Annotated in this window: 26 protein-coding genes and 1 other RNA gene; 10 read left to right on the top strand and 17 right to left on the bottom strand. The window is 32.3% G+C overall.

Features of this window, described 5'->3' with window-relative positions; all coding sequences use genetic code 11:
* Nucleotides 1-26: 26 nt before the first annotated feature.
* The gene (gene ygiD / locus SD960_RS13045) at nt 27-857 is read right to left on the bottom strand and encodes a 4,5-DOPA dioxygenase extradiol (RefSeq protein ID WP_318803734.1); all 831 of its coding nucleotides are present in this window, start codon (nt 855-857) and stop codon (nt 27-29) included.
* An 85-nt stretch (nt 858-942) separates the two neighbouring features.
* Nucleotides 943-2,352 carry an ATP-dependent DNA helicase gene (locus SD960_RS13040; protein WP_318803733.1) on the bottom strand — a complete coding sequence of 470 codons (1,410 nt, stop codon included), beginning with the start codon at nt 2,350-2,352 and terminating at the stop codon, nt 943-945.
* A gap of 396 nt (nt 2,353-2,748) precedes the next feature.
* Between SD960_RS13040 and SD960_RS13035 the strand changes: the two genes are divergently transcribed.
* Nucleotides 2,749-3,570 (top strand): DUF3822 family protein, encoded by an 822-nt coding sequence (locus SD960_RS13035; RefSeq protein WP_318803732.1) that lies wholly within the window; start codon nt 2,749-2,751, stop codon nt 3,568-3,570.
* Nucleotides 3,567-4,172, top strand: a complete 606-nt coding sequence (locus SD960_RS13030; RefSeq protein WP_318803729.1) for an RsmD family RNA methyltransferase — start codon at nt 3,567-3,569, stop codon at nt 4,170-4,172. The genes SD960_RS13035 and SD960_RS13030 overlap by 4 nt, the downstream gene beginning before the upstream one ends.
* A 207-nt stretch (nt 4,173-4,379) precedes the next feature.
* Here SD960_RS13030 and SD960_RS13025 read toward each other — a convergent pair whose 3' ends face one another.
* Nucleotides 4,380-6,491 (bottom strand): outer membrane beta-barrel family protein, encoded by a 2,112-nt coding sequence (locus tag SD960_RS13025; RefSeq protein ID WP_318803727.1) that lies wholly within the window; start codon nt 6,489-6,491, stop codon nt 4,380-4,382.
* 406 nt (nt 6,492-6,897) lie between these two features.
* Between SD960_RS13025 and SD960_RS13020 the strand changes: the two genes are divergently transcribed.
* From SD960_RS13020 to SD960_RS13010, 3 genes are all read left to right on the top strand, one after another.
* A complete protein-coding gene (locus SD960_RS13020) occupies nt 6,898-8,256 on the top strand; it encodes a HAMP domain-containing sensor histidine kinase (protein WP_318803724.1) in 1,359 nt (452 codons plus the stop codon).
* 10 nt (nt 8,257-8,266) lie between these two features.
* Nucleotides 8,267-8,956 carry a response regulator transcription factor gene (locus SD960_RS13015; RefSeq protein ID WP_318803722.1) on the top strand — a complete coding sequence of 230 codons (690 nt, stop codon included), beginning with the start codon at nt 8,267-8,269 and terminating at the stop codon, nt 8,954-8,956.
* Nucleotides 8,957-9,055: 99 nt separating this feature from the next.
* Entirely contained in the window at nt 9,056-9,250 is a 195-nt protein-coding gene (locus SD960_RS13010) for a hypothetical protein (protein WP_008467912.1), read from the top strand.
* On the opposite strand, the gene SD960_RS13005 is transcribed toward SD960_RS13010, so the two are convergent.
* From SD960_RS13005 to rnpB, 3 genes are all read right to left on the bottom strand, one after another.
* Nucleotides 9,251-10,165 (bottom strand): 2-dehydropantoate 2-reductase, encoded by a 915-nt coding sequence (locus SD960_RS13005; protein WP_318803720.1) that lies wholly within the window; start codon nt 10,163-10,165, stop codon nt 9,251-9,253.
* A 251-nt stretch (nt 10,166-10,416) separates the two neighbouring features.
* A complete protein-coding gene (locus tag SD960_RS13000) occupies nt 10,417-11,667 on the bottom strand; it encodes a cation:dicarboxylate symporter family transporter (RefSeq protein ID WP_318803719.1) in 1,251 nt (416 codons plus the stop codon).
* A 28-nt stretch (nt 11,668-11,695) separates the two neighbouring features.
* Nucleotides 11,696-12,011: RNase P RNA component class A (gene rnpB, locus SD960_RS12995), an RNA gene on the bottom strand.
* 124 nt (nt 12,012-12,135) lie between these two features.
* On the opposite strand from rnpB, the gene SD960_RS12990 reads away from it, so the two are divergent.
* Nucleotides 12,136-12,435: a hypothetical protein gene (locus tag SD960_RS12990; protein WP_318803718.1), complete on the top strand. Its 300-nt coding sequence runs from the start codon at nt 12,136-12,138 to the stop codon at nt 12,433-12,435.
* A gap of 217 nt (nt 12,436-12,652) precedes the next feature.
* Here the strand turns inward: SD960_RS12990 and SD960_RS12985 are convergent, their stop codons facing one another.
* The 3 genes from SD960_RS12985 to SD960_RS12975 form a co-directional block, all read right to left on the bottom strand.
* The gene (locus tag SD960_RS12985) at nt 12,653-13,024 is read right to left on the bottom strand and encodes a LysM peptidoglycan-binding domain-containing protein (protein WP_318803717.1); all 372 of its coding nucleotides are present in this window, start codon (nt 13,022-13,024) and stop codon (nt 12,653-12,655) included.
* Between the two features lie 6 nt (nt 13,025-13,030).
* Nucleotides 13,031-13,507, bottom strand: a complete 477-nt coding sequence (locus tag SD960_RS12980) for a BON domain-containing protein (RefSeq protein WP_318803715.1) — start codon at nt 13,505-13,507, stop codon at nt 13,031-13,033.
* A 105-nt stretch (nt 13,508-13,612) separates the two neighbouring features.
* On the bottom strand, nt 13,613-14,038 hold the full coding sequence (locus SD960_RS12975; protein WP_318803713.1) for a hypothetical protein: 426 nt from the start codon (nt 14,036-14,038) through the stop codon (nt 13,613-13,615).
* Nucleotides 14,039-14,525: 487 nt separating this feature from the next.
* Here SD960_RS12975 and SD960_RS12970 point away from each other — a divergent pair, with 487 nt between their 5' ends.
* Nucleotides 14,526-14,753 carry a hypothetical protein gene (locus SD960_RS12970; RefSeq protein WP_318803710.1) on the top strand — a complete coding sequence of 76 codons (228 nt, stop codon included), beginning with the start codon at nt 14,526-14,528 and terminating at the stop codon, nt 14,751-14,753.
* A 24-nt stretch (nt 14,754-14,777) separates the two neighbouring features.
* Here SD960_RS12970 and SD960_RS12965 read toward each other — a convergent pair whose 3' ends face one another.
* Together SD960_RS12965 and SD960_RS12960 are read right to left on the bottom strand one after the other, a co-directional pair.
* Nucleotides 14,778-15,335, bottom strand: a complete 558-nt coding sequence (locus SD960_RS12965) for a dihydrofolate reductase family protein (protein WP_318803708.1) — start codon at nt 15,333-15,335, stop codon at nt 14,778-14,780.
* Between the two features lie 31 nt (nt 15,336-15,366).
* Nucleotides 15,367-15,720, bottom strand: coding sequence for an NIPSNAP family protein (locus SD960_RS12960; protein WP_318803706.1), 354 nt, complete (start codon nt 15,718-15,720; stop codon nt 15,367-15,369).
* Nucleotides 15,721-16,077: 357 nt separating this feature from the next.
* Here SD960_RS12960 and dnaX point away from each other — a divergent pair, with 357 nt between their 5' ends.
* On the top strand, nt 16,078-17,163 hold the full coding sequence (dnaX, locus tag SD960_RS12955) for a DNA polymerase III subunit gamma/tau (RefSeq protein ID WP_318803705.1): 1,086 nt from the start codon (nt 16,078-16,080) through the stop codon (nt 17,161-17,163).
* A 278-nt stretch (nt 17,164-17,441) separates the two neighbouring features.
* Nucleotides 17,442-17,858 (top strand): DNA polymerase III subunit gamma/tau, encoded by a 417-nt coding sequence (locus SD960_RS12950; RefSeq protein ID WP_318803704.1) that lies wholly within the window; start codon nt 17,442-17,444, stop codon nt 17,856-17,858.
* Between the two features lie 129 nt (nt 17,859-17,987).
* Here the strand turns inward: SD960_RS12950 and SD960_RS12945 are convergent, their stop codons facing one another.
* From SD960_RS12945 to SD960_RS12920, 6 genes are all read right to left on the bottom strand, one after another.
* Nucleotides 17,988-18,566: an NAD(P)H-dependent oxidoreductase gene (locus SD960_RS12945; RefSeq protein WP_318803702.1), complete on the bottom strand. Its 579-nt coding sequence runs from the start codon at nt 18,564-18,566 to the stop codon at nt 17,988-17,990.
* Nucleotides 18,567-18,622: 56 nt separating this feature from the next.
* A complete protein-coding gene (locus SD960_RS12940) occupies nt 18,623-19,183 on the bottom strand; it encodes a Crp/Fnr family transcriptional regulator (protein WP_318803701.1) in 561 nt (186 codons plus the stop codon).
* A gap of 2 nt (nt 19,184-19,185) precedes the next feature.
* Nucleotides 19,186-19,767 (bottom strand): TMEM175 family protein, encoded by a 582-nt coding sequence (locus SD960_RS12935; protein WP_318803700.1) that lies wholly within the window; start codon nt 19,765-19,767, stop codon nt 19,186-19,188.
* 110 nt (nt 19,768-19,877) lie between these two features.
* Nucleotides 19,878-20,768, bottom strand: a complete 891-nt coding sequence (locus SD960_RS12930) for a Ppx/GppA phosphatase family protein (protein ID WP_042565004.1) — start codon at nt 20,766-20,768, stop codon at nt 19,878-19,880.
* 28 nt (nt 20,769-20,796) lie between these two features.
* The gene (gene ppk1, locus SD960_RS12925; RefSeq protein WP_318803699.1) at nt 20,797-22,875 is read right to left on the bottom strand and encodes a polyphosphate kinase 1; all 2,079 of its coding nucleotides are present in this window, start codon (nt 22,873-22,875) and stop codon (nt 20,797-20,799) included.
* 5 nt (nt 22,876-22,880) lie between these two features.
* Nucleotides 22,881-23,366: a SixA phosphatase family protein gene (locus SD960_RS12920; RefSeq protein ID WP_318803697.1), complete on the bottom strand. Its 486-nt coding sequence runs from the start codon at nt 23,364-23,366 to the stop codon at nt 22,881-22,883.
* Between the two features lie 499 nt (nt 23,367-23,865).
* Between SD960_RS12920 and SD960_RS12915 the strand changes: the two genes are divergently transcribed.
* Nucleotides 23,866-24,123 carry a hypothetical protein gene (locus SD960_RS12915; protein ID WP_318803695.1) on the top strand — a complete coding sequence of 86 codons (258 nt, stop codon included), beginning with the start codon at nt 23,866-23,868 and terminating at the stop codon, nt 24,121-24,123.
* Nucleotides 24,124-24,232: the final 109 nt, after the last annotated feature.

The raw sequence follows: 24,232 nt of genomic DNA, 5'->3' as shown, positions 1-24,232 counted from the left end.
TTTTCACAGAGTTTCGCAGAGTTTTTTTACATGATTTTTACTGATGTCATACTCAAGGAACCAGCTAGTAATTTATCATTGAACAAACTTAATTCTTCTGATTTTTCTTTTAAACCTAAAGTATATAACAAAGGTAAATAATGATCAGGTGTTGGAATCGCAACCTGAACAGCTTTGCTCATTTTTTCGAAATCTATTAAAGGCTGAAAGTTCCCATCTAACAAATAATTATTCACAGTTTCACGGGCTTCAATTGCCCAATCGTAACCATAGTTATCTTTATCAAAATTCCTAAAATCTACTAAACGAAGATTATGCACGATATTTCCGCTTCCGATTATTAAAACTCCTTTATGACGTAAAGATTGTAATTTCTGAGCCAACTCAAAATGATATTGCCCCGATTTGGTATAATCAATACTCAACTGAATTACAGGAACATTTGCTTCAGGATATAAATGTTTGATAACACTCCACGCGCCGTGATCTAAGCCCCAATGCTCGTCTAAATCGACATTGGCCGGTTCTAGTATTTTTTTAGTTTCTACGGCTAGTTCAGGGCTTCCTTTTGCTGGATATTGCACATCAAAAAGTGCCTGCGGAAATCCTCCAAAATCATGAATTGTTCTTGGCATTTGCATTGAAGTCACTTTGGTTCCGTTGGTAAACCAATGCGCTGAAACACATAAAATAGCGTTTGGCTGTGGCAATGTTTTTGCGAGATTACGAAAACCCGCCACAAACTGATTTTCTTCAATCGCATTCATCGGACTGCCATGTCCTAAAAACAAAACCGGCATTTTATCTGTATTCGAAAACGTCGATGAAATCGAATGTAAGTCGTTTAGTGTTGTCATTATAGTATATTAGTAAACACGAATTTCACAGATTTTCACTAATCTAGATCGAAAGAATTCGTGCTAATTCGTGAAATTAGTGTTTTTATTCCTCAAAACTCTCATCCTTAAACCCTATCAAATATAATTTGTTTTTGGCACGCGTCATTGCCGTATAAAGCCATCTTATATAATCTCGATCAATTCCGTTTGGCAGATACGGCTGCTCGATAAAAACCGTATCCCACTGCCCTCCTTGCGATTTATGACACGTTATGGCGTACGAAAATTTCACCTGCAAACCATTAAAATATTCGTTTTCTTTTACTTTCTGGAATTTCTTGTATTTCGTACTTTCATCTTCATAATCTTTCATCACTTCTTCATACAAACGATTTGATTCTTCGTAAGTTAAAGACGGAGATTCACTTTTTATGGTATCCAAAAGCAAAACTGTTTCAAAAGGTTTTTGATCCGGATAATCGACCATTCTGATTTTTACTCTGGCAAAATTAAATCCGTATAATTCTTTGATTCCGAAGAGTTCAAGAACTTCAATAATATCACCGTTGGCAATAAATCCAGCTTCGTCGGTTTCTTTTAACCAGAAATAATTATTTTTCACCACCATCAAAAAATCGCCTACCGAAAGTTCACTTTCCTTAAACAAAATTCGGGTTCTGATTTGTTCATTATACTGATTGGCTCGTTTATTTGAGCGAACGATAAAAGCGGTATCTTCAATACTATAATTGCTGTAAGCGGTATTTATCGCATCCTGAATATCATATCCATCGGTTAAACGAACAATGTCTTTGAATTTTTTTACGTTGAATTTAAACTCTGTAATAAAACTTTCTTTCAGCAATTCGCGCAGTTCCGTCGCATTAAATAAAATTCCTGAACTTTCTTCCTGACGCATTACTTCGTCGAGTTCGATGTGTTCAATTTCTTTATCATAATGAACACCCAAAGTCTGAATATCTAATGCCGGACTAATATCTAAATTTACAGGAGGTAACTGAGCTGTATCTCCCAAAAGAATCATTTTGCAATTGGTTCCTGAATAAACATAGTTAATCAAATCATCCAGAAGTGAACCGCTGTCTAAAGTACTGTCTGAAATCATCGAGGCCTCATCGACGATAAAAATCGTGTTTTTATGTTTGTTGACTTGCTTGGTAAAAGCCACGCCTCCACCCGATGATTTTTTAGGAAAATATATTTTTTTATGAATCGTAAAAGCTGGCGTATTCGAATAATTGGCAATTACTTTTGCCGCGCGGCCGGTTGGTGCCAGCAAAACAAACTTTTTATTAATATCACCAAGATTATTTACAATAGTCGAAATTACAGTTGTTTTTCCCGTTCCGGCATATCCTTTTAATACAAAAATGGTATCGTTGTGCGTATCAGTTAAAAAAATAGCTATTTTTTGAAAAAAAATATCCTGCTTGTAAGTTGGTGCAAACGGAAATCTTTTTTGCAAAATGCCGTAAAACAATGATGAATTCATAGGGAAAAATTGAAATACAAAGTACGGGCTTTTAAATGGCAATGTCAATTTCAAAAATCAATATTTTTCCACCATATAAGTTATAAAAGTTCATTTAAATTCTGCGTTTAGTATGTTCTTACCAAAATAATAAGAAGTTCATTTAATTCCAGCATTTCATCATCTTAAATTTCTTTTTAATATGCCCTTTATTGAGATCTTAATACTTAATTGAACGTATATAACTTATATGGTGAAAAAAAATACGTGTTACTGCTAAATTGAACTTATATAACTTATATGGTGAAAAACAATTTTGAAATTGCAATTATTATTGTTGCTTTTTAATTTGTAAGTTTGTCTTCGAATTAAATTCTTTCTTGACTCTATAGCAGGTAACGAATTATAAATCAAGTTATGTCTTTACAAAATACTAATATTACATCAAAAAAATACAAAAAACTTTCGATTCAGGTATCCCTGACCGGATTTTCATTTTGTTGTTTTGACACACTCAATAATACTATTACATCTTTTAATGAAGTTAGTTTCGATTCTTCACATAAAACAACTAAAATAGAAGATTTATATCACGATAACTTTAAAAAATTTGCTGAATTAAAGGATTCTTACGACGAAATTATAGTTATTCACAATAACAATCTTTCAACTTTTGTGCCTTCAGCTCTTTTTGACGAACATTATCTGGGAAGTTATTTACAATATACAACCAAAGTTTTTGAAACTGATTTTTTTACCTACGATCAAATTTCAAAATACGAAATGAATTCTGTTTACATTCCGTATGTAAACATCAATAATTTCCTGATTGATCAGGTTGGTTCGTTTGATTACAAACATGCCAATAGTATTTTGATTGAGAAAATTTTAGAAGCATCAAAAAATAATGATGATAAAAAAATGATTGTCAATTTTAATGTTGGTCATTTTGAAATTATCGTGGTTCAAAATCAAAAGCTATTATTATTTAATTCGTTTGAATATCAAGCCCCAACCGATTTTATTTATTATTTGCTTTTTACTGCCGAACAGTTGGGTTTAAACCCGGAAATTTTTCCGCTTGAATTATTGGGAACAATTGAAAAAAATGACGCTTATTACGCCATCGCATACAAATATATTCGTAACGTTTCATTCTTGGATGTAAGCACTTTACAAGAAAAAAACAACTTTTCAACTGCTCAGAATCAAAAACATTATATCTTATTTCAATCATGAGAATCATTTCAGGAAAATACAAAGGGCGTCGCATTTTCCCACCAAAAAATCTTCCTGTAAGACCTACGACTGACATGAGTAAAGAAGCATTATTTAATGTTTTAAATAATCATTTTAGTTTTGACGGCTTAAAGGTTTTGGATTTATTTTCGGGTACCGGCAATATTAGTTTTGAATTCGCTTCACGCGGAAGCGCACCCATTACCTCTGTTGATGGCGATTTTGGATGCGTAAAATTCATCAAGCAGGTTGCATCAGAATATGATTTTGATATTGCAGCAACCAAAAGTGATGTTTATAAATTTCTGGAAAACTGCAAAACATCGTATGATATTATTTTTGCCGATCCGCCTTATGGCTTAGATCAGGCCGCTTTTGAAAAAATTGTTTTAACCGTTTTCGAAAGGGATTTGCTTCACGATGATGGAATGATGATTATCGAGCATTCAAAATACACCAAAATGGAGCATTTAAGTAATTTTTCTTTTCAGAAAAGTTACGGTGGTTCGTTTTTTAGTTTCTTCGAATTAAATTCTACAGATGATGATGAAGAACTTCCGGATGATTCGCCTCTAAAAATAACCGAAGAAGACGAAGGTTAATTTCGTTTTTTTTACTAGGTGTTTTTTTACCGCAAAGAACGCAAAGACGCAAAATTTAAACACAATATTGTCATTTCGACGGAGGAGAAATCTTCGCTAGTAACTCCGCAACAAGAATCTAATCTTTGTCGAGCTTCTCGCGAAGATTTCTCCTCCGTCGAAATGACAAAAGCTTGGTGATTTTGTGTTCTTTGCGGTAAATTAGTCCTAATTAACTCTGCTTTGATTTTCATCGCCTTTCTCTTTAAATTCAGTTTCTTTTACTTTTCCAAAAGAATATTTTATGGCAAATGAAATCAAATGATTATCAACGACATATCGTGCTTTCGAATTAATATCATTGATCGTGAATTCTTCCGTTTCGATATTATTTTTAAAAATATTATTACAGCTTAAAGTACAATTCCATTTTTTATAGAATGTTTTTGAAACCGCCATATCTGCTATAAATCGGGGATTTGTGATAAAAACACCTGTATATTGTTTTGTTAATCCCCAGAAATTTAAAGCTAAAGAATAATCTTTTGGAAGTTTAAAATCGTTATTTGAGGTATAATAAAAATAAGGTTTTGAAGCCATAAATGCCGCCGAATGATCTTCAATCTTTTCTAAAATAAAAATTAAAGAATTGGTTGTTGTCCAGAATTTGTACGTGAATGGCAACGTAAAATCAGTTGTAAATCCGGAACTTTTATCAAAATTAATATCCTTAAAAGTCATTACATTATTTTGATCATCGAATGAAAAAGTATTATGAACAGGATCTTTAGCGCTGGTATAACTTAATTTAACCGACTTATCGTGATATTGAAAAGTGGTTGAAATTTCGTTAATAATTGTTGGTCCTAAATTAATATTTCTGGCATATAAAAAATAAGGATTTATATAAGTTGATCCCTGACTCAGAGATGAATAATTGGGTCTTGAAATGCTTCTGGCATAGTTTACAGAAATGCTTTTAACACTGTCAATCGGAAAAGTAAACTGTGCTTTGGGAAAAAAATTAGTGTATTTTTTATCTAATAATGGCAATTCATCTGTTCTGAATTTTCCTTTTACATTGGAGTTTTCAATCCTAAAACCAAGAGAGAAGTCGACTTTTTTAATTTTTCCTGACAATTGTGTGTATCCGGATACATTGTCTTCTTTAAAATCATAATAGCTTAATTCATTTTGATTGTTTTCGGTATAAAAAACAGCAACATCAGATTTTGAATCTGCGGATGAATACAATTCTCCAAATTCAAATTTCATTTCATTTTTAATTTTTTTCTCGATATCAATTCTTCCTGAAAAATAATTAATTTGAAATTTTTGATCTCTGATTTGGTCTAATTCAAATTGGGTATCATTAAAATTATTATTTACTTCGGTAAATAATCCCTGATCGAAATTAGAATATTGCAAACCTGTAAAAACCTGTGCGTCAATTGATTTTATTTTCTTATGATAATTTAAAAAGGAATTTACAAAATTCTTTTTGCTATCATTATCTGTAAAAGTAACCACGCTATTTACAGCCTCTTTATTTTTATTATCGGTTATGGTATTAATTGGAAAAGTATCCGATTGCAGCTTACTATTGACACTAAACGATAAATAATCGTCTTCATTTATTTTGTAAAACAAACCGGCGCCAAAAATGTATTGGTTTCTTTTTGTATCAGCCGTTACCTCATATTTCGAAGCAATTTCTACAGTTGGAATTTGATAATCAATACTATGTCCTTCCCACGGATTCAATCGATTGTAATTAAAATTGGCTTTCAGCTCCAGTTTATTCTTTTTGAAATTAGAATTAAATCCGAGGTAATTATTGTAGTTTTTTTTGAACGACGCAACTTCAGAAATCTCTGTTCTAAAACTGTCTTTTTTACTAAATTTCCTTGTAATCAAAATTACCGCACGTCCTTCTGCTTCGTATTTAGAAGATGGATTCTGAATAATTTCGATCGTTTTTATATCGGCTACAGCCAAAGCATTCAAATCATTTATTCCCACTTTTTGATTGTCAATATAAATTAATGGATTTCCTTTTCCAATAACGCTAATACTTTCTTTATCTGAACTAATTTGAACGGTTGGTAATTTCGCCAGTAAATCAACTGCATTAGGAATTGAATTGTAAATAGAATTGGCAACATCTACTTTTATATTTCCGTTTTGATTAGAAAATGTTTTTTTATTTTGAGTGATAATAACTTCATTTAATTTGTTAGAAATACTGTCTTTTGGAGTTTCTGTTTGAGCATTTCCAATAATAGAAAAACAAAATAGAAGTACAATCAGAATAAGTTTTAGAGGCAAATAAATATTCATTTTAGAAATTTTTGGTTTGATTTGATGCAAAAGTGCTTCTAAAAAAAGGTTGCGGACGTTAATTGAAGGTTAATGCGGAGTTAACGCATTTTTCGAACTATAAAAACATTATTTTTGAATTGCAAAATGAGCCACAGATTTTACGGATTAAACGGATTTGCACAGATTCAATTATTATAGAAATCTGTTTAAATCTTTTTTAAATCTGCGTGAAAAAAAAATCAGTGCAAACCCGTTTAATCCGCGTCATCCGCGTGCCATAAAGTAGCCCACTGGTTTTGCGGATTAAACAGATTTACACAGATTCAATTATATAGAAATCTGCTTAAATCTTTTTTAAATCTGCGTGAAAAAAAAATCAGTGCAAACCAGTTTAATCCGCGTCATCCGCGTGCCATAAAAACTAATGAAACAAAGAATCAATTTATTAATCGCTTTCTCTGTAATAGCTTTAATCGTTTTATCGACGGTGCAATGCTATTTGGTAAAAACAACTTATGATTATAAAGTAGCTCAGTTTCATACCGAAATTAAAAACGAAATTGGTCAAATTTCTAATAATTACAGTGATATCGATTCGGTTATTGTTTCAAAAAAAGAAGCGCTTTACAAACAATTATCAGAAAATTATATTCAGGGCAAAAAGAGCAAAAGTGACTTAAAAAATAGTGTCCTCGAAAATGAATTTCGCGATGCATTAACACTAAAAATTCAGCGTAAGTTTGAAAGGGATATGCCTAATATAAAAATAGATTTTGCGATTGTGCTCAATAAATTTATTCTGTATCGAAACACAAAAAAAGCCGATACTATTTTCTCAGAAAAGCCTTTTATCGAGAACAAACTATATGGAAATCTGGCCTCTTTAAATCATGCTTTTTTAGTTCGAAGTTATGTTGGAACAACAAATGGAACTTTTGAAAATCAGGATTATAAATTATTGACCGAAGATTCGATGTATGTTTCTGTTGTCGATTGGGAAATGATTATTTTAAAACGGATGACTTTCATTCTCATTTTATCTTTATTTTCGATTTTAACGCTTATCACGCTTTTTGTAATTGCCTTAAAAGCTTTAATCAAACAGAAAAAAGTAAGCGATGTAAAAACTGATTTCATCAATAATATCACGCACGAACTTAAAACACCTTTGGCAACTTTAGGCATTTCTACTAAAATTTTAGAACAGAAAAACATCCGTGAAAACGATGAAAATTTCAATGCTATTGTCAATACAATTTCACGCCAAAATAATCGCTTGCAAAGTCTGATTGACCAGGTTATGGCAAATTCACTGGCTGAAAATGAAATCGAATTGCAAAAAGAAAAAATAAATACCGAAGCTTTTCTACTTTCTATTATTGAAGATTTTAAAATTGGAAACCCGAAAATTAATCTGGAAACTGATTTTCAAACCGAAAAAACAATTCTGGTTTTGGATAAGTTTCATCTGACAACGGCTTTTTTAAATGTTTTGGAAAATGCTGTAAAATATGGCTCAAACACGATTACGATAAAAACAAGAATAGTTCAAGATCAATTTTCTGTTAGTATTCAGGATGACGGAATTGGGATTGAAAAGAACAAACAATCCCTTCTTTTTGAAAAATTTTATCGCGTAGAGCAAGGAAATCTTCATAATACAAAAGGTCTGGGTTTAGGATTGTATTATGTGGATCAAATTATAAAAGCGCATCAGGGCACTGTTAATGTTGTGAGTGATTTAGGAAAAGGCACTCAGTTTACTATTTTATTAAAAGTTTAATTACCTTATTTTGAAAAAATTACTTTTAGCCGAAGACGATTTTGATTTTGCTGCAATTTTAAAACAATATTTAGAATTGCATCAATTTGAAGTAATCTGGGCAGAAAATGGAGAAATAGCTTTAGACTACTTTAAAAATCAAGCTTTTGACATTTGTATTTTTGATGTCATGATGCCAAAATTGGACGGATTTTCATTGGCCGAAAAAATAATTACAATCAATCCCGAAATTCCCTTTATTTTTCTAACGGCAAGAAAGTTAAAAGAAGACAAAATCATTGGATTAAAACTAGGTGCAGACGACTATATTGTAAAGCCTTTTGAGGTCGACGAACTGATTTTGCGTTTGCAGAATATTTTAAAGAGAATCGAACAAAAAAGAAGCCTGGACGGAAATAATATTATTGAAATTGGTTCTTATATTTTTGATACTGAAAGATTAACCCTTAATAACAAAAATCATGTCCAGCAGCTTACAGAAATGGAAGCTTCTCTTATTGAATATTTATATCTGAATCATAATCAATTATTAAAAAGAGATCAAATTTTAATGTCTGTCTGGAAAAAAGATGATTATTTTTCCGGGCGAAGTATGGATGTTTTTATCAGCAGGCTCAGAAAATATTTCAATTCAGATCCAAAAATCAAGATTGAAAGTGTTCGGAATATTGGATTGGAATTTAAAATCGAAAAATCTTAAAATCTTTTACTGCAAATCATATAAGTTTCCTAAACAATTGTATAACAGCTTTGAGTTAATTATAAAATACATTTGTTATGAAACTTAAAAACACAAATCATGAACCTTAAAAGATTTTTTGGAGGATTGCTTACTATTCTGGGAATAGTTGGTCTTATTTATACTGCAGTTATTTTTGCAGGAACTTCCGGCGAAACAAGAGATATCAAATCACTAATTATTTACGGAATACTTGGAATCGTTTTTTTTATGTCCGGCATCAGTTTAGTTCGTACTACAAAAGACGAATCGTAGTTAAACCAAATCATTTGCAATCTTTTCGTAAAGCGGCGTTTTTACGCCATATTTCAAACCTTCGTTTACAACAAATTGCGTTAGTGAAATAACTTCGGTTTTATTACCGGCAGTTAAATCCCTATGCATCGATGAAGTCGCTTCTTTAGGCGATTTTTCGAGTTTTAAAATTGTCTGATCTACTATATCATTTGACAATTGCAAACCTTTTGCTTTTGCAACAGCTTCAATTTCATTCAATAATTCTACATACACGGCTTTAGACTTTTTATTATTCAAAATCTCACCTATGTTTTGATTTAAATAAGAAGTCGAAGAAGCAAGTGCTGAAATAAAAATGAATTTTTCCCAAACTGTTTCTTCTATATTATCAACTAAATAACTTTCTATTTTAGCCTTTTCAAAAATACTTTGCAATTGATCTAATTTATCTTTTGAAACTGTTTTTGAACCAAAAAATAGTTTTTCATAAAAGCCAATTTTTCTAATAGTTCCTGGCGAAAAAATCATCGAAATAATATATACACAGCCTTGCAAAATATCATTTTCCGGGAATATTTTCTGAATACGTTCCGGTGCGTCTACACCATTGTACAAAGGAAGAATGACAGTTTTTGAAACAATACATTTTTTTATTGAAAGTAAACTTTCTTTAATATCATAGGTTTTTGTAGCACAAATTAAATAATCTAAAACTCCAATTTCATCCGGATTATTCGAAACTAGCTTTGGATGCACAATCGTTTCCGTATTATCTGTTATAATTTTCAACCCGTTTTCGGCAATTGCTTTTTGAGTTTCGCCACGAGCAATAAAAACAATCTCAACTTCATCAGATTTAAAATAAGCTTTCGCCAAAAGTCCGCCAAAATAACCACCTACACCGCCGAGTCCTAAAATTCCTATTCTTATCATAAATTCCAAATTTTAAATTCCAAATTCCAAACTATAAAGTAACCACGTAGTTTGTCCTTTCGACCGGAGGGAGAAATCTCCGCAAGTAACTCCGCAACGAGATCCCAATCTTTGTAGAGCTTCTCACTAAGATTTCTCGTTCCTCGAAATGACAAAAATGCGGTTACTGCTTATCAAAATAAACACAACCATTAAAAAATCGGTCTAAATCCGCGTTTCGCTTTAGCGAATCCGTGTCATCCGCGTGCCATTTATTCCTCCAAAACAGGCTCCAGATTCAACTCTGTAAAATCATGTTCTGTTTTCGAAATTATAATCGTTGCCACCGTATTTCCAATCAAATTTGTTATCGCTCTTGCTTCGCTCATAAATTTATCAACTCCTAATAAAAAAGCCAAACCTTCTACGGGAATTTTATGCAGAGCAGTTAAAGTCGAAGCCAGAACAATAAAACCGCTTCCGGTAACGCCGGCTGCGCCTTTTGAAGTAATCATCAGAATTCCGATTACGGTTAAAATCTCAAAAAAACTCAAATGCACATCATACAATTGTGCAAGAAATATAACCGACATCGACAAATAAATTGAAGTTCCGTCGAGATTAAACGAATATCCTGTCGGAATTACTAAACCTACAACAGATTTACTGCAGCCCATTTGTTCTAATTTTATCATAATACTTGGCAGTGCAGCTTCTGAAGATGATGTTCCCAGGACTAATAAAAGTTCTTCTTTAATGTATTTTAAAATCGAAAGAATATTGATTTTATAATATCTCAGAATACTTCCTAAAACAAAAAACACAAATAAAGCCATTGTCAGGTAAACGCAAAGCATCAATTTACCAAGCGGAATCAAAGTTTCTAATCCAAATTTTCCAATTGTATAGGCCATTCCGCCAAAAGCACCAAGCGGAGCGAGATACATAACATATTTTAATCCTGTAAAAACAACTTTTGAAAAACGCTCTAAAACCAAAATCGTTTGTTCTCTTTTTTGATAAAAATTCAATGCAATACCACAAACGATGGCAGCCAAAAGAACCTGTAAAGTAAAATTCGACAGAAAAAATTGCAGCCATGAAAAATTCTCGGCAGCATGGCTGGTATATTTACTCGGATCTTGTAAAGTTAATCCTGATTTATCAATTTTCCCAGGTTGAAAAAAATAGGCAACGCTTACTCCAATTGCCAGAGCAACTGTCGAAACGACTTCAAAATATGCCAAAGCTTTTACGCCAATTCGGCCCACTTTTTTAAGATTTCCCATTCCGGAAATTCCCAAAACAATGGTTAAAAATATAATTGGACCAATAAATAATTTGATAATGTCAACAAACGTTTTCCCGACAATTTCCATTTTCACCCCATTTTCAGGCGAAAAATGTCCCAGCAAAATACCTGCAATTATGGCGATTAAAACCCAAAAAGTAAGATTGGTAATTACTGCCCTGAAAGTACTTTTCTTTGGTTTACCGACAGCGTTTTGTGTAGTTATATTCATGAAGATAAGTTAGTATTCACAAATATATAAAAAATGCAGACCTATAAGCCGGATTCTGTCCCTGATAAATCAGGGCCTTATCATTTATCTAGATTCCGCATTACTACGGAACTCAAGCTACCTACCCTTCAACAACGGACGAGAAGCCCTTAAATGCTGATATACTTGGTATTTCACCGCATAGAGTTTACCTGGTTTCACTACAGCATTACCTGTACATACTTTCTGTTGCACTTGTCCTTGCGCCATTTCTAACGCCGACGGGTGTTACCCGCTATGCTTCTCTGTGGTGTCCGGACTTTCCTCCCTCCGCAAAAGCGAACGACGATAAGGCGGTCTGCGGCGCAAAAGTAGCGATTTATAAGCGAAGAAACAGGGTTCTAAATTTAAGATTTTTATAAAATTTTGATAACGTTTTAATTTTAAATTAGTTATCTTTAAAATCCTTAATTTTTAAATTCATTTATTATGGCTAAAATGTATCATTACGCAACTGTCTCAAAGGCTTTAGATCAATTGAATGAAAAAGGATTTACATGTGATTTTAATCTGAACTCAAACTCAGACATGATTAAAAAAAATCCCGAAAAATTTGAAATTGTTCATGTGTATCGATACGAAGGGGAGTCTGACCCGGGCGATGAGGCAGTTGTATACGGAATTAAATCAACATCTGGCAAAAAAGGTGTTTATGTAGCGGGTTTCTCCGCCGACTCGGATCTGGAAACTGCAAGGTTTTTATCTGATTTGAGTATTAAGGGCAGGTGATTTTTTAAATTATTAATGAAGTTTGTCTTTTCGACGAAGGAGAAATCGCATTTGCCGAAGCAACACAGTACGTTGTTTTTTGGATGTGATTTCTTCTTCGTCGAAATGATAAAAAAAAGAAAAATCTACCTAAATCAGCGTCATCCGCGTTCCATTTTTAAGCAAAAAAAGTCCATCATAAAAATGACAGACTTTTAAACACAACACACAAGGTAAATTATGCAGTTGGTATTTTTAATTTCCAACCCGGCTGAATAACATCAGGGTTTTTAATAATATCTTTATTGGCTTCGTAAATGGTTTGCCAGGAAACGCCGTGAGCTTTTCCTATTTTTGAAAGAGAATCTCCGTTTACAACAGTATAATCTGTTGTTGTTCCTTCAGCAACTTCAATATTCATAACCACATCGCCCGCTCTAAAATCAGGATCAATTTTTCCGTAAGCATTCCAAAGTTTCTCTTTGTCATCTGCAGATTTTGCTGTACCATCAATGTACAAAACATTATCCTGATCTCTTACCTGCAAATTTGAAACTCCTAAATTAGTCGCCAAATCTGTTAACTCTTTGTATTTATCTTGTAAACTCATGGCTTCTTATTTAATAATTAACTTGTTATCTACTTTTTTAGGTTTCAATTCCTGTACACTTTTGATTAGGTTGGGCAATTGACTTCTCTTAATTTCTCCCGTAAGTGTTACTACGCCACCAACAACAGTAGCACTAACACCATCGTAAGATTCGATAACTTTATGCAATGATTTGTCCAGTTCAGTATCCGGACTAATGATTACAGCCGCAGGAGCAGTTTCTTCAGGAGCTACGATCTGGCAGTTGTTTACTACAGATTTTACCCCTTTAATTTCTTTTATAGAATTTGCAACGTCTTGTTTGAAAGCGTCATCTTTACAAATACCAGAAATTGTAGCCACGCCATCTTGTACAGTAACCTGCACTTCTGGTCTATCGCTCAATTTCGCAGTGATTTCTTTTTGAATGTCTGCATCTTTTGGTCCGCAAGCTACTAACGAAACAGCAAGACCCATTCCTAATAAAACTGATTTAATCTTCATAATCGATATTTTTTTAATTACTAACTAATAAAGTTAAACGAATTAAAACATCAAATATTACATAATAATCTTACAATTTTATATTTTTTCTATGACAATGATTCATCATTTTTTAACTTTCAGCATGTCATTAAAATAGATAATTAATTGATTCGGAATTTTATCTAAATCATTTCTGCCATAATCAGTCAGGTAAACTTCATTTTCCAGCATTCCGCTTGCAATTCCTTTTTTCTTTGCTTTAATATCTCCGGTTCGTACTACAATAATTTCATAATATTGATTGTCATCTTTTAAAGTCAATGTATTGAAATCAGATACTTTCGGATCATTATTTATATTTTGCTGCCCAATGTCTGAGGCCAGATAAGTGGCAAATTTCTTAAAATAGTAGTATGGATTATTGTTATCAAAATTCCGATAAGTCTTTTGGTTTCCTTCTTTTAAAATAAAATTTTTAATCTGTTCAAAATCTTGCACGGAAAATTGATTTGAAATTTTCAGGAAATGAATATGAGTTTTTGAATTCATTTTTTGGGCACTCATGCTTGAAAAACTTATTAGTAAAAGAGAAAGAAAAATGTGTTTAATTGACATGGTTTAATTTTTTGATTGCGTTCACGAGCGGGACGCTCGCGCAAGCTAAAAATAATTGTTTACTCAAAATTAAAACTAAATATATTCAAAAAATAAAATATAATCAATTCGATAAAAAGCAGAAAAATGCCAAGAACAATTGCTGCGGTAATTAATGTTTTTTTCACTTTACTTAATAGTTAATTCATTATTGCAGGTTCTAAATCTATTAAATCCTTCAAATTCTGTTTATGTCAGATTAAAAATAAAGTATTTTCTAAAATGATTAATCTGAAATTTATAAATAACTAGATAATCAATATTTTATAAAAGTAGAAATATTCCTGATGTTATTTTATTTGCCTTTAATTCTGTAAAGCATTCCAATAAAGATATAACACACTTATTTGTAAGTGAATGTACTTTTACAAAAAAATAAATCATGATACATCAATTAAAACCTTCTATATTAGTCGAAACACCATTAGGAAGTGGTCAGGCTATTTTTCTTATTGATTACGGAATGCATCAAAACACTTGTTGGGTTGTTGCTTTACAAGAGAATGGCGTTATAAAACATTTTGACTGCAACGATGTCATTCTTTCTACAAATTACACGTATGGAATGAATATGAGAAAAAATAATTTTAAAGATAAAAAGAACCCTTAATTCTGGCTAAATTATGCCTTTAGTTTAAATTTTATACTCATGCAAAACAATCCCATTACTATAACTCTCCGATTTTACTAATTCAAATTTAGATTTCTTACCAAAAATGGGTAAACCATTTACAATTGCCACAGGATGAACAAATAAATGCAATTCGTCAATTAAATTTTGTTCTATTAAAGACGAAACAAATCTTGCGCCTCCATATGCCATTATATCTTTTCCGGGTTCAGATTTTAATTGTGTGATGGCTTTTTTTAAATTGCCTTTTTCAATTGAAGTATTTTCGCCTTCAAAATTTTTTAGTGTTTTACTAAAAATGACTTTTGGAGTTTTTACGAAAAAATTGGCGTACGCTACTTCTTCGTTTTTGCTTTTACTTTTGGCAACACTTTCCCAATACGGAATTCCTTCTGTTGCCATTACACGTCCCAGAATTATAGTGCCAATACTGTTTGTAAGCTCATGCAAATATTGTATTTGTTTTTCATCGACTTCGGGCAGCATCCAATTTAATTGGCCTTTGCTATCTCCCACAAATCCGTCGAGTGTCATGTTCATTTGTAATTTTAACTTTCTCATAAAAAATCTTTTAAAAAAGAAACTCTTATCATTAATTAGGCGAATAATCAACTTTTGTCAAAATCCGATCTTCAATATTTCCTACCACATCCCCATATTTTTCAGTAAACTCTTTTTTAATTTCGATCCATTCTTTATCGGATTTAAATCCTGCCCAGGCTTGCTTCATGGTATTTTCATCTGGCCATTCTAAAAAATAAACAAACTCTGTTTTCTTATCTGATTTTGATTCCCAAATCGATTTAATATTGAAATTATATTTTTTCATAATACGCATGGCATGATCGCGAAATCGCATATGAAAATCTTTTTTGTTAGTTTCAAAAATTTCATAAATACGCAATTGACAAACAGGATTTGACTTTTCTACGTTTTGAGACTTCATAAAAAAGGTGGTCAGTAATAACATGCTCAATAAAAACAGTTTCATATTGTATTATTTATTGGTTAATATTTTAAGGTGCATTTTTCTAAAACTCAGTTCTATTTAAATATTAAATTTTAAACCTCCTAATTCAAATAATTAGGACTTCAGGATAAAACTAAAATTAGCTATCTTTAAAAATACCATTTTTCAGAGAAAAAAATGCCTAAATTTTCTTAATTTCTTGTGAGTTCAATTTTAAAATTAACTGTTACTTTCTCATATTCAAAACACTTTAAAATCGCTTTCAGAATTGTTGATTTCAGATTTGTGATTTGGCAATTTTCAGACTATATTTGCTATCGAATAAAATAGAATATGGAACAATTTGTAGTATCGGCTCGTAAATATCGCCCGCAAACCTTTAAGGATGTTGTGGGTCAGAAAGCCATTACCAACACCTTGCTGAACGCCATAGAAAGCAATCACCTTGCTTCTGCCCTTTTATTCACCGGACCCCGTGGTGTTGGAAAAACAACCTGCGCGCGTATTTTGGCTAGAAAAATAAATCAGCCGGGATATGATGATCCAAATGAAGATTTTGCTTTTAACGTTTTTGAGTTAGATGCCGCTTCAAATAACTCGGTTGATGATATTCGTAGCCTGATCGATCAGGTTCGAATTCCGCCACAAACCGGGCAATACAAAGTATATATTATTGACGAGGTTCATATGTTGTCTTCGGCCGCTTTTAATGCTTTTTTGAAAACATTAGAAGAACCGCCAAAACATGCTATTTTCATTTTAGCTACAACGGAGAAACACAAAATTATTCCAACGATTTTATCTCGCTGCCAGATATTTGATTTCAAAAGAATTACGGTAAAAGACGCTAAAGAACATTTGGCTGAAGTTGCTGCAAGTCAGGGAATCAATTTTGAAGACGATGCCTTGCACATTATCGCTCAAAAAGCTGATGGTGCCATGCGTGATGCTTTATCGATATTTGACCGTGTTGTTTCGTATTGCGGAACCAACTTAACACGTCAGGCCGTAACCGAAAACCTAAACGTTTTAGATTACGAAACTTATATTAGCATTACCGATTTACTTTTAGAAAATAAAATTCCGGATCTTTTGATGGCGTACAATGAAATTCTTTCAAAAGGTTTCGACGGACATCATTTTATTGCCGGATTGGCTTCGCATTTCAGAGATTTATTAGTTAGCAAAACACCTGCTACTTTAAGTTTGCTTGAAGTGGGTGAACAAGCACAGCAAATGTACGGCGTACAAGCTCAAAAATGTTCGCAAGAGTTTTTATTAAAAGGAATTGATATTGCAAACGACTGCGATTTAAAATACAAATTAAGTCAGAATCAGCGCCTTTTAGTCGAATTATGTTTGATGCAATTGGCCTCTATCAACTTTGATGGAGAAAAAAAAAAGTTGAGCAATTCATAATTCCGCCTACTTATTTTAAAAATGGTGGATACTCTATAACTGAAGTTAAAAGTCAAAAGTCAGAAGTTAGAAGTCAGTCTGAAACTGAAATCCCAAATAATAAAAACCAAATTCCAAGTGCTGTAGAAAATAGCAATGTCAATCAAAATGACAATGCTACTATTGAAGTAAAAACGGAAACTCCAAAAGTTGAAACTCCTGAAACTCCAAGAGCCGAAGTAAATGGCACCTCTAAGGTTTCTGCTTTTTCTCTGGCCAGTATTCGCGCGAAAAAAGCGATGGAAGAAAGCAGTAGGTCGTATGTAAAACCTTCCTCTGTTTTACCAACTGAAGAATTTACGGAAACCGAAATGTTATTGCATTGGAACAAATATGCACAGCGTTTGGGTGAAAAAGGTTTAAAAATCATGGAATCGTTATTATTGATTAACGACCCAACCTTGAACGGAACGGTGATTACGCTTGAATTGCCAAACGAAGGTTCTAAATTAGATTTTGAAAGTCAGATTAACGGGCTTTTAGGGCATTTAAAAGGACATTTACACAATCATGATATTACGATTGAAATTGTTGTAAATGAAGCTGTTCAAACCAAAAGAACTTTTAGCGATCAGGACAGATACAATCGATTATTGGAAATCAATCCAAACATTGAACTTTTACGTTCTACTTTTGGATTGGATTTACATACTTAAGATTTTTTTTTCTGCCACGAATTACACAAATTTTCACGAATTATTTTTAAAATTTTACGCAAGTAATTAGTGAAAATTTGTGTAATTGCTTCGCCTGTTCGCTATTGCTCGGGTCATGGCAAACTATTTCTATTTATTTCGTAATCCTAAATTATAGACTTCTTGCAGCCATTTTTCTCTTTGAAAATCATTGGCAGTTTTTATGATTCCGATGTAGGTTACTTTTACGGGTTTTATTCCGCAGAATTCTAAGGTCGATTTCTTTAATTGATTTACACTCGGTCTTCCAAAAAATAACCTGTAATACCAGCCTGGCTGATCTAAAGTTGTAATAATATGCGCTGTTTTTCCTCTTAAAAGTTTATCCCACCAAACTGAATTTTCGCGATATTGAAACGCCATTCCGGGTAAAAATAATCGATCTATAAATCCTTTTGTAATTGCCGGAAGTCCGCCCCACCAAACAGGATGAATCCAAACCAAATGATCGGCATTTTGAATCTTTTGCCATGCATCTAATAAATCCGGTTCTAATTCGGTTCGTTTTTGATAGCCAAATTTTAAATTGGGATTGAATTGTAATTCGGCAATTGTAATTGTTTCTACATGTGCGCCCGAAGTTATGGCGCCTTTTTGGTAAGAATCGGCTATGCCAAAGTTAAAACTTGCGGGATTTGGATGTCCGTTTATAATCAGTATTTTTTTCATGTTTTACGTTTTTACAAAAATACTATTAGCATGAAAAAAGTTACCGGACAAATGTCCTATAAAATTGCTTTTCGAATACGACTTAAATGTCTTGGCGTAACGCCCAAATAAGAAGCCAGATATTGAAGCGGAATTAACTGAATGTATTTTTGATGGTTTTGATATAATTCTTGATAACGCTGTTTTCCGGATAACTTCTGAAAAGAAATCATTCTTTTTTGAAGCGTTACATATTCTATTTCAGTTAATTTTCTTCCAATTTCCTGCCAATGAATTCCTGATTTATAAAGCTTTTCTAAACTTTCGCGACTGATAATCTGTAATTCTGTATCGGCGAGAGCCTGAATACTTTCTTCGGCTACTTCCTGTGTTATAAAACTGGAAAACGAAGCCATAAATTCATTTTCAAAAGCAAAACAATTGGTAATTTCATCGCCTTGATGATTGAAAAAATACGAACGTAAAATTCCTTTTTTGATAAAAACAATTTCCTTACAAACCTGATTTTCTGTCAATAAAAGTTCGCCTTTTTTAAGTTTCCTAAAAGTAATTAAATCATCTAACTGATCTAATTCATTTTGTGGCAAAACATTAATGGATTGAAAAACAGATTTCATTTTTAATTTTTTGATATAAAAGCTCTCTCAATTCTTTTATCGGGAATAAGCCACGACATTGCCACAATAAAATACGCTGCGCCGGAAATCCATTCGTTGTAAAACGAAGCTATAATTCCAACACTATATAAAACCGCAGAAGCTTTTCCTTTTAAATCTTTCCCCAAGGCTTTTGCTAATGCAGAATTTTTTCCTTCGACATCTAAAACTGTTTTTTGAAGAATTACATATGCAATTGCAGAAAGTAATAAAATGATTCCGTAAAATGCCATTGCTGCTTTCGCAAAATTATGTTCACCCATCCAGCCTGTAGCTACGGGAATTAGCGACAGCCAAAATAATAAATGAAGGTTTGCCCACATTATTTTTGCATTTACTCTGGATAAACCGTGAAGTAAATAATGATGGTTATTCCAGTAAATTCCAACGTAAATAAAACTCAAAATATAACTTAAAAACTTCGGGATAAGTGGTTTTAAATCAGCAAACTCATGTCCGTGAGGTACTTTGATTTCTAAAATCATAATGGTAATAATAATTGCTAAAACACCATCACTAAAGGCTTCGAGTCTGGTTTTATTCATTTTATTAAGTTAAAAAGGTTGCCACGAATTACACGAATTTTCACTAATTTTTACTCTAAATCTTAAAAAAATAATTAGTGAAAATTCGTGTAATTCGTGGCTGAAAAAAATTATATTTTACCGTAGTACATTGCTTTTACGATTCCATCTGAAAGTCCGATTTTAGGAACAAAAATTTGGCGTGCTCCGCTCCATTTCATTGCATTAAGATAAATACGTGTGGCGTGGATAATTACGTCAGCACGGTCAGAGTTTAATCCTAATTCGGCGATTCTTTGTTCGTATGTTAAAGAGTTTAAAAACGCATATTGTGAATTGATATAAATGTATGAAAGCGGTTTTTCCTGCTGTTTTCCAGACATTTTAAACAATTTATTAATATTTCCGCCAGAACCAATCAGCGTTACTTCTTCATAATCTGCAGTATTGGTTTTAATCCATTTTTCAATTTCATCCCAAACTACATCATGTACCATATTGTTTAATAAACGAACTGTTCCTGCTTTAAACGATCTTGAAGTAATCATTTTTCCGTCAGAGAATAACGTAAATTCCGTACTTCCACCGCCCACATCTACAAATAAATAAGTTTCATCTGTTTTAAGTAAATGATGCAAATCTGTAGAAGCAATTATAGCGGCTTCTTTTTTACCGTCAATAATTTCGATTTTAATGTCGGCTTTTTTCTTGATTAATGCCACAACTTCTTTGGCGTTGTAAGCTTCACGCATTGCCGAGGTTGCAAACGCCATATAACGTTCGACTTTATGTACTTTCATCAAAAGATTGAATGCTTTCATGGCATCAACCATTCGATCTATATTTTCTTCTGAAATTTCTCCAACTGTAAAGGCATCTTGTCCCAAACGAATTGGCACACGAACAAGTGAACTTTTATTAAATTGCGGTTCTTTGCCATCCTGTTCTACAACATTCGATATCAGAAGCCTCATGGCATTTGAACCAATATCTATTGCTGCATATTTCTTTATATTAATCATGCTCACTTATGATTTGAATTTGGTTTTATTAATTTATTTTTTGTGCAACCGCTTCTAGTACCGAGATTTTATTCTGATAATATTTATAGGTTTCCAATTGAGCTCTAAATGGTGCATGGTGATTTCTGGCTTTGTATTTATTATCTAATTTATAGGAATGATATCTCACTTTAACATTTCCTTTCCATGCAATATTAAAATTATCAATTAGTTCTTTTTTGATTTCCAAATCATAAATTGGGCAGGTTACCTCAACTCTTCCATCCAGATTTCTGGTCATGAAATCGGCAGAAGAAATATAAACTTCGGTTAAACCGGCGTTTCCAAAAATATAAACTCTTGAATGTTCCAGATAATTGTCGACAATACTTATAGCTTCAATGTTTTCGCTCATTCCCGGAATTCCCGGAATCAGAGAGCAAATTCCTCTTACCTGAAGCTGGATTTTTACGCCTGCATTACTTGCTTCATATAATTTATCGATCATTTTAAAATCCGATAAACTATTCATTTTCAGCTTTATATGTGTTTTTCTACCTGCGAGAGCGTGCAAAATTTCACGATCTATCAATTTTACAAATTTGGTTCTTGTGTAATGCGGAGAAACTATTAAATGCTTATATCTGTGAACTCTGTAATTGATATCGAAAAATTCGAAGATCTTTGAAATGTCTTTCAAAATTCCCTGATGACAGGTTAAAAGCGTTACGTCGGTATAAATTTTGGCTGTCGATTCGTTGAAATTTCCTGTTGAAATAAATCCGTAACGACGACTTTTACCTTCCTCTGCTCTTTCGATAACACATATTTTACTGTGTACTTTCAGGCCTTTTATTCCAAATATCAATTCGATTCCTTCGGTTTGCATTTGTTCTGCATACGAAATATTTGAAGCTTCATCAAAACGCGCCTGAAGCTCGATTTGAACGGTAACTTTTTTTCCGTTTTTTGCTGCATTTATCAACGAACTGATAATTTGCGAATTCTTAGCCAAACGATACAATGTAATTTTAATACTGGTAACTTTTGGATCTAATGCTGCTTCACGTAAAAATTTTGTCAAATAAGAAAACGACTGATATGGCGCATGAAGTAAATAATCTTTTTTATTAATTTTCTCTAAAATACTTCCGTCAAGACTTAATCCCGGAACCGGCAAAGGCTCATTTGGTTTATAAAGTAAATCGTAACGTCCTAAATTTGGAAAATCCATATAATCACGGCGATTGTGATACCTTCCTCCCGGAATTATACTATCTGTTTCGACGATTTTCATTTTATCTAAGAAAAAACGCAACGTATCTTCTTCAATTAGACTATCATAAATAAAACGAACGGGCTCTCCTATTCGTCTGTCTTTTACAGAAGTAGCAATTTTTTCGAGCATACTTTTACTCAAATCGCTGTCGATATCCAACTGCGCATCACGCGTAATTTTGATCATGTGTGCCGAAACAGTTTTATAATCGAAAATATTGAAGATGTTTTTCAGTTTAAGACGAATTACATCATCAATTAAAATTACGTATTGTTTATCATCTTCTGACGGAAGAACAACAAATCTGTTGATTGTTTTGGGAATTTCAATAACAGCATAACGAACTTTATCGTTATTGAGTTCCAAACGCACTGCCAAATATCCTAAAGTATCTTTTAAAATAGGAAATTCTGCAAGGTCATTCAAAATAATGGTCACTAATTCAGGACTCAATTTCTGCATGTAGAAATCCTTTAAAAAACATTCCTGTTTTTCTGTAACCTGACTTTCGTTGATAATAAAAATATTTTCGGCTTCGAGTTCAGATTCGATATTTCCTAAAATACGTAAACTTTCAGATTGCTGCTGAATTACTATTTCTGTAATATCCTTAATTAATTGGTGTGCAGAAACACCTCCCAAATATTTTTCACCTGAAATTCCAGAAAGACTCAATCTCCGGATTGCGGCATAGCGAACTCTAAAAAATTCATCTAAATTGTTTGAAAAAATTCCAACAAAACGCAACCTGTCTAAAAGTGGAACTGTGTTATCTGCTGCTTCCTGAAGCACTCTTGCATTAAACGCTAACCAACTTTTTTCTCTATCGATATATTTCTGCTCGTACACTTTATTTATTTTAAATCTTTGGGGAAAATTGTTTTTTGGGTTGTGCCTTTATGAATTGCATCCCAGGCTTCGGTATCAAATTTAAGTGATACAAATCCGGAAGTAGGTACATTTTCAATAAAAACATCCCCAAATTTATTAACAAAATTTGTAATAGCCTCGTTATGTCCGAAAAGAATAACGCTTTCGAAACTATTATCACATGATTTGATAACTTTTTCGAGCTGTTTATCGTCAAAAGTATAAAGATCGTCTTTATAAACGATACTTTCTATAGGATAAGATATATTTTGAGCAAAGATAAGAGCAGTTTCAGACGCGCGGGCTGCAGTACTACTCCAGATTATATAGGTTCTAGGCAGATATTTTGCAATATTAGTTGATACTTCATGAGCATCTAAAATTCCTCTTTTCATTAAAGGTCTGTCAAAATCCTTTAAAGGAGCTTCCCAGCTTGATTTTGCATGTCGTATCAATATTAAATTTTTCATAAGTCGAAGGATTTAGAAACATCAAAACTGAAGTTGCTTTTTTTATTAAGTTCTAATTTACAAAAGAAATTGTAATAGTGATCTATTTTTTAATTCTGTTAACATTTAAGTAAAATTTTAACAAGAATATGAAATACATAATATTTAATATTTTACAAAATAGCATAATTCATTTTTTATCATTTTATGTACTTCATCCATTAAATCTATCATTTGGTCGATTATCACGATATTGGTAAAAAATTAACTAAACACCTGATTAATAGCTATTTACAATATTATATTTTTCTGAAATTTTAGGCAAAAAAGTAAAAATTCGTGCTTTTTAAATTGTTATAAATGGCATAAAAAAATCGTTTTTTCATCGATATTTAACAAAAAAAGAACCTTTCAACGAGTTTTTAGGTTAGTTACGGATAAAAAAAACCAAAAATAAAATGAGCATATACCTTTGATTATGTTAATTTTTTATAAATAATGCAAAACAAAATCTTAAGTTATGAGAACAAAAACTACTATTAGAACCGCGGTAAAATTTGTAAAAAATTGTAAGTCTATTTTTTCTTTCGAAAAAGTGATTTATCAAAAAAACATTTTTTCACTCTTGTATATTTCATTTTCACCAACAGTTTCTTTTGATGCTATTTTGATTGAAAATAAGGGAAACATCAGAAGCATTCCATCTTATAAAAATGCTCATTTCCTGACTTCAGACAATACCGGTTTTCGACTGGCAATCAAAACTTTGAGGACATAAGTTTTAGTTTAAGAACAAGTAGTTAAAAAACCTTGTTATTAATCAAATCCCAAATATTTGATTAAAACAATAATATAATTTGATATCAAAGTTACTGTATACGCCTTTT

The organism is Flavobacterium sp. MMLR14_040, from assembly GCF_033657265.1.
Lineage (GTDB): Bacteria > Bacteroidota > Bacteroidia > Flavobacteriales > Flavobacteriaceae > Flavobacterium.
Note: the sequence above shows the minus strand (reverse complement) of the source record. Positions and strands in the feature narration are given on the sequence as shown.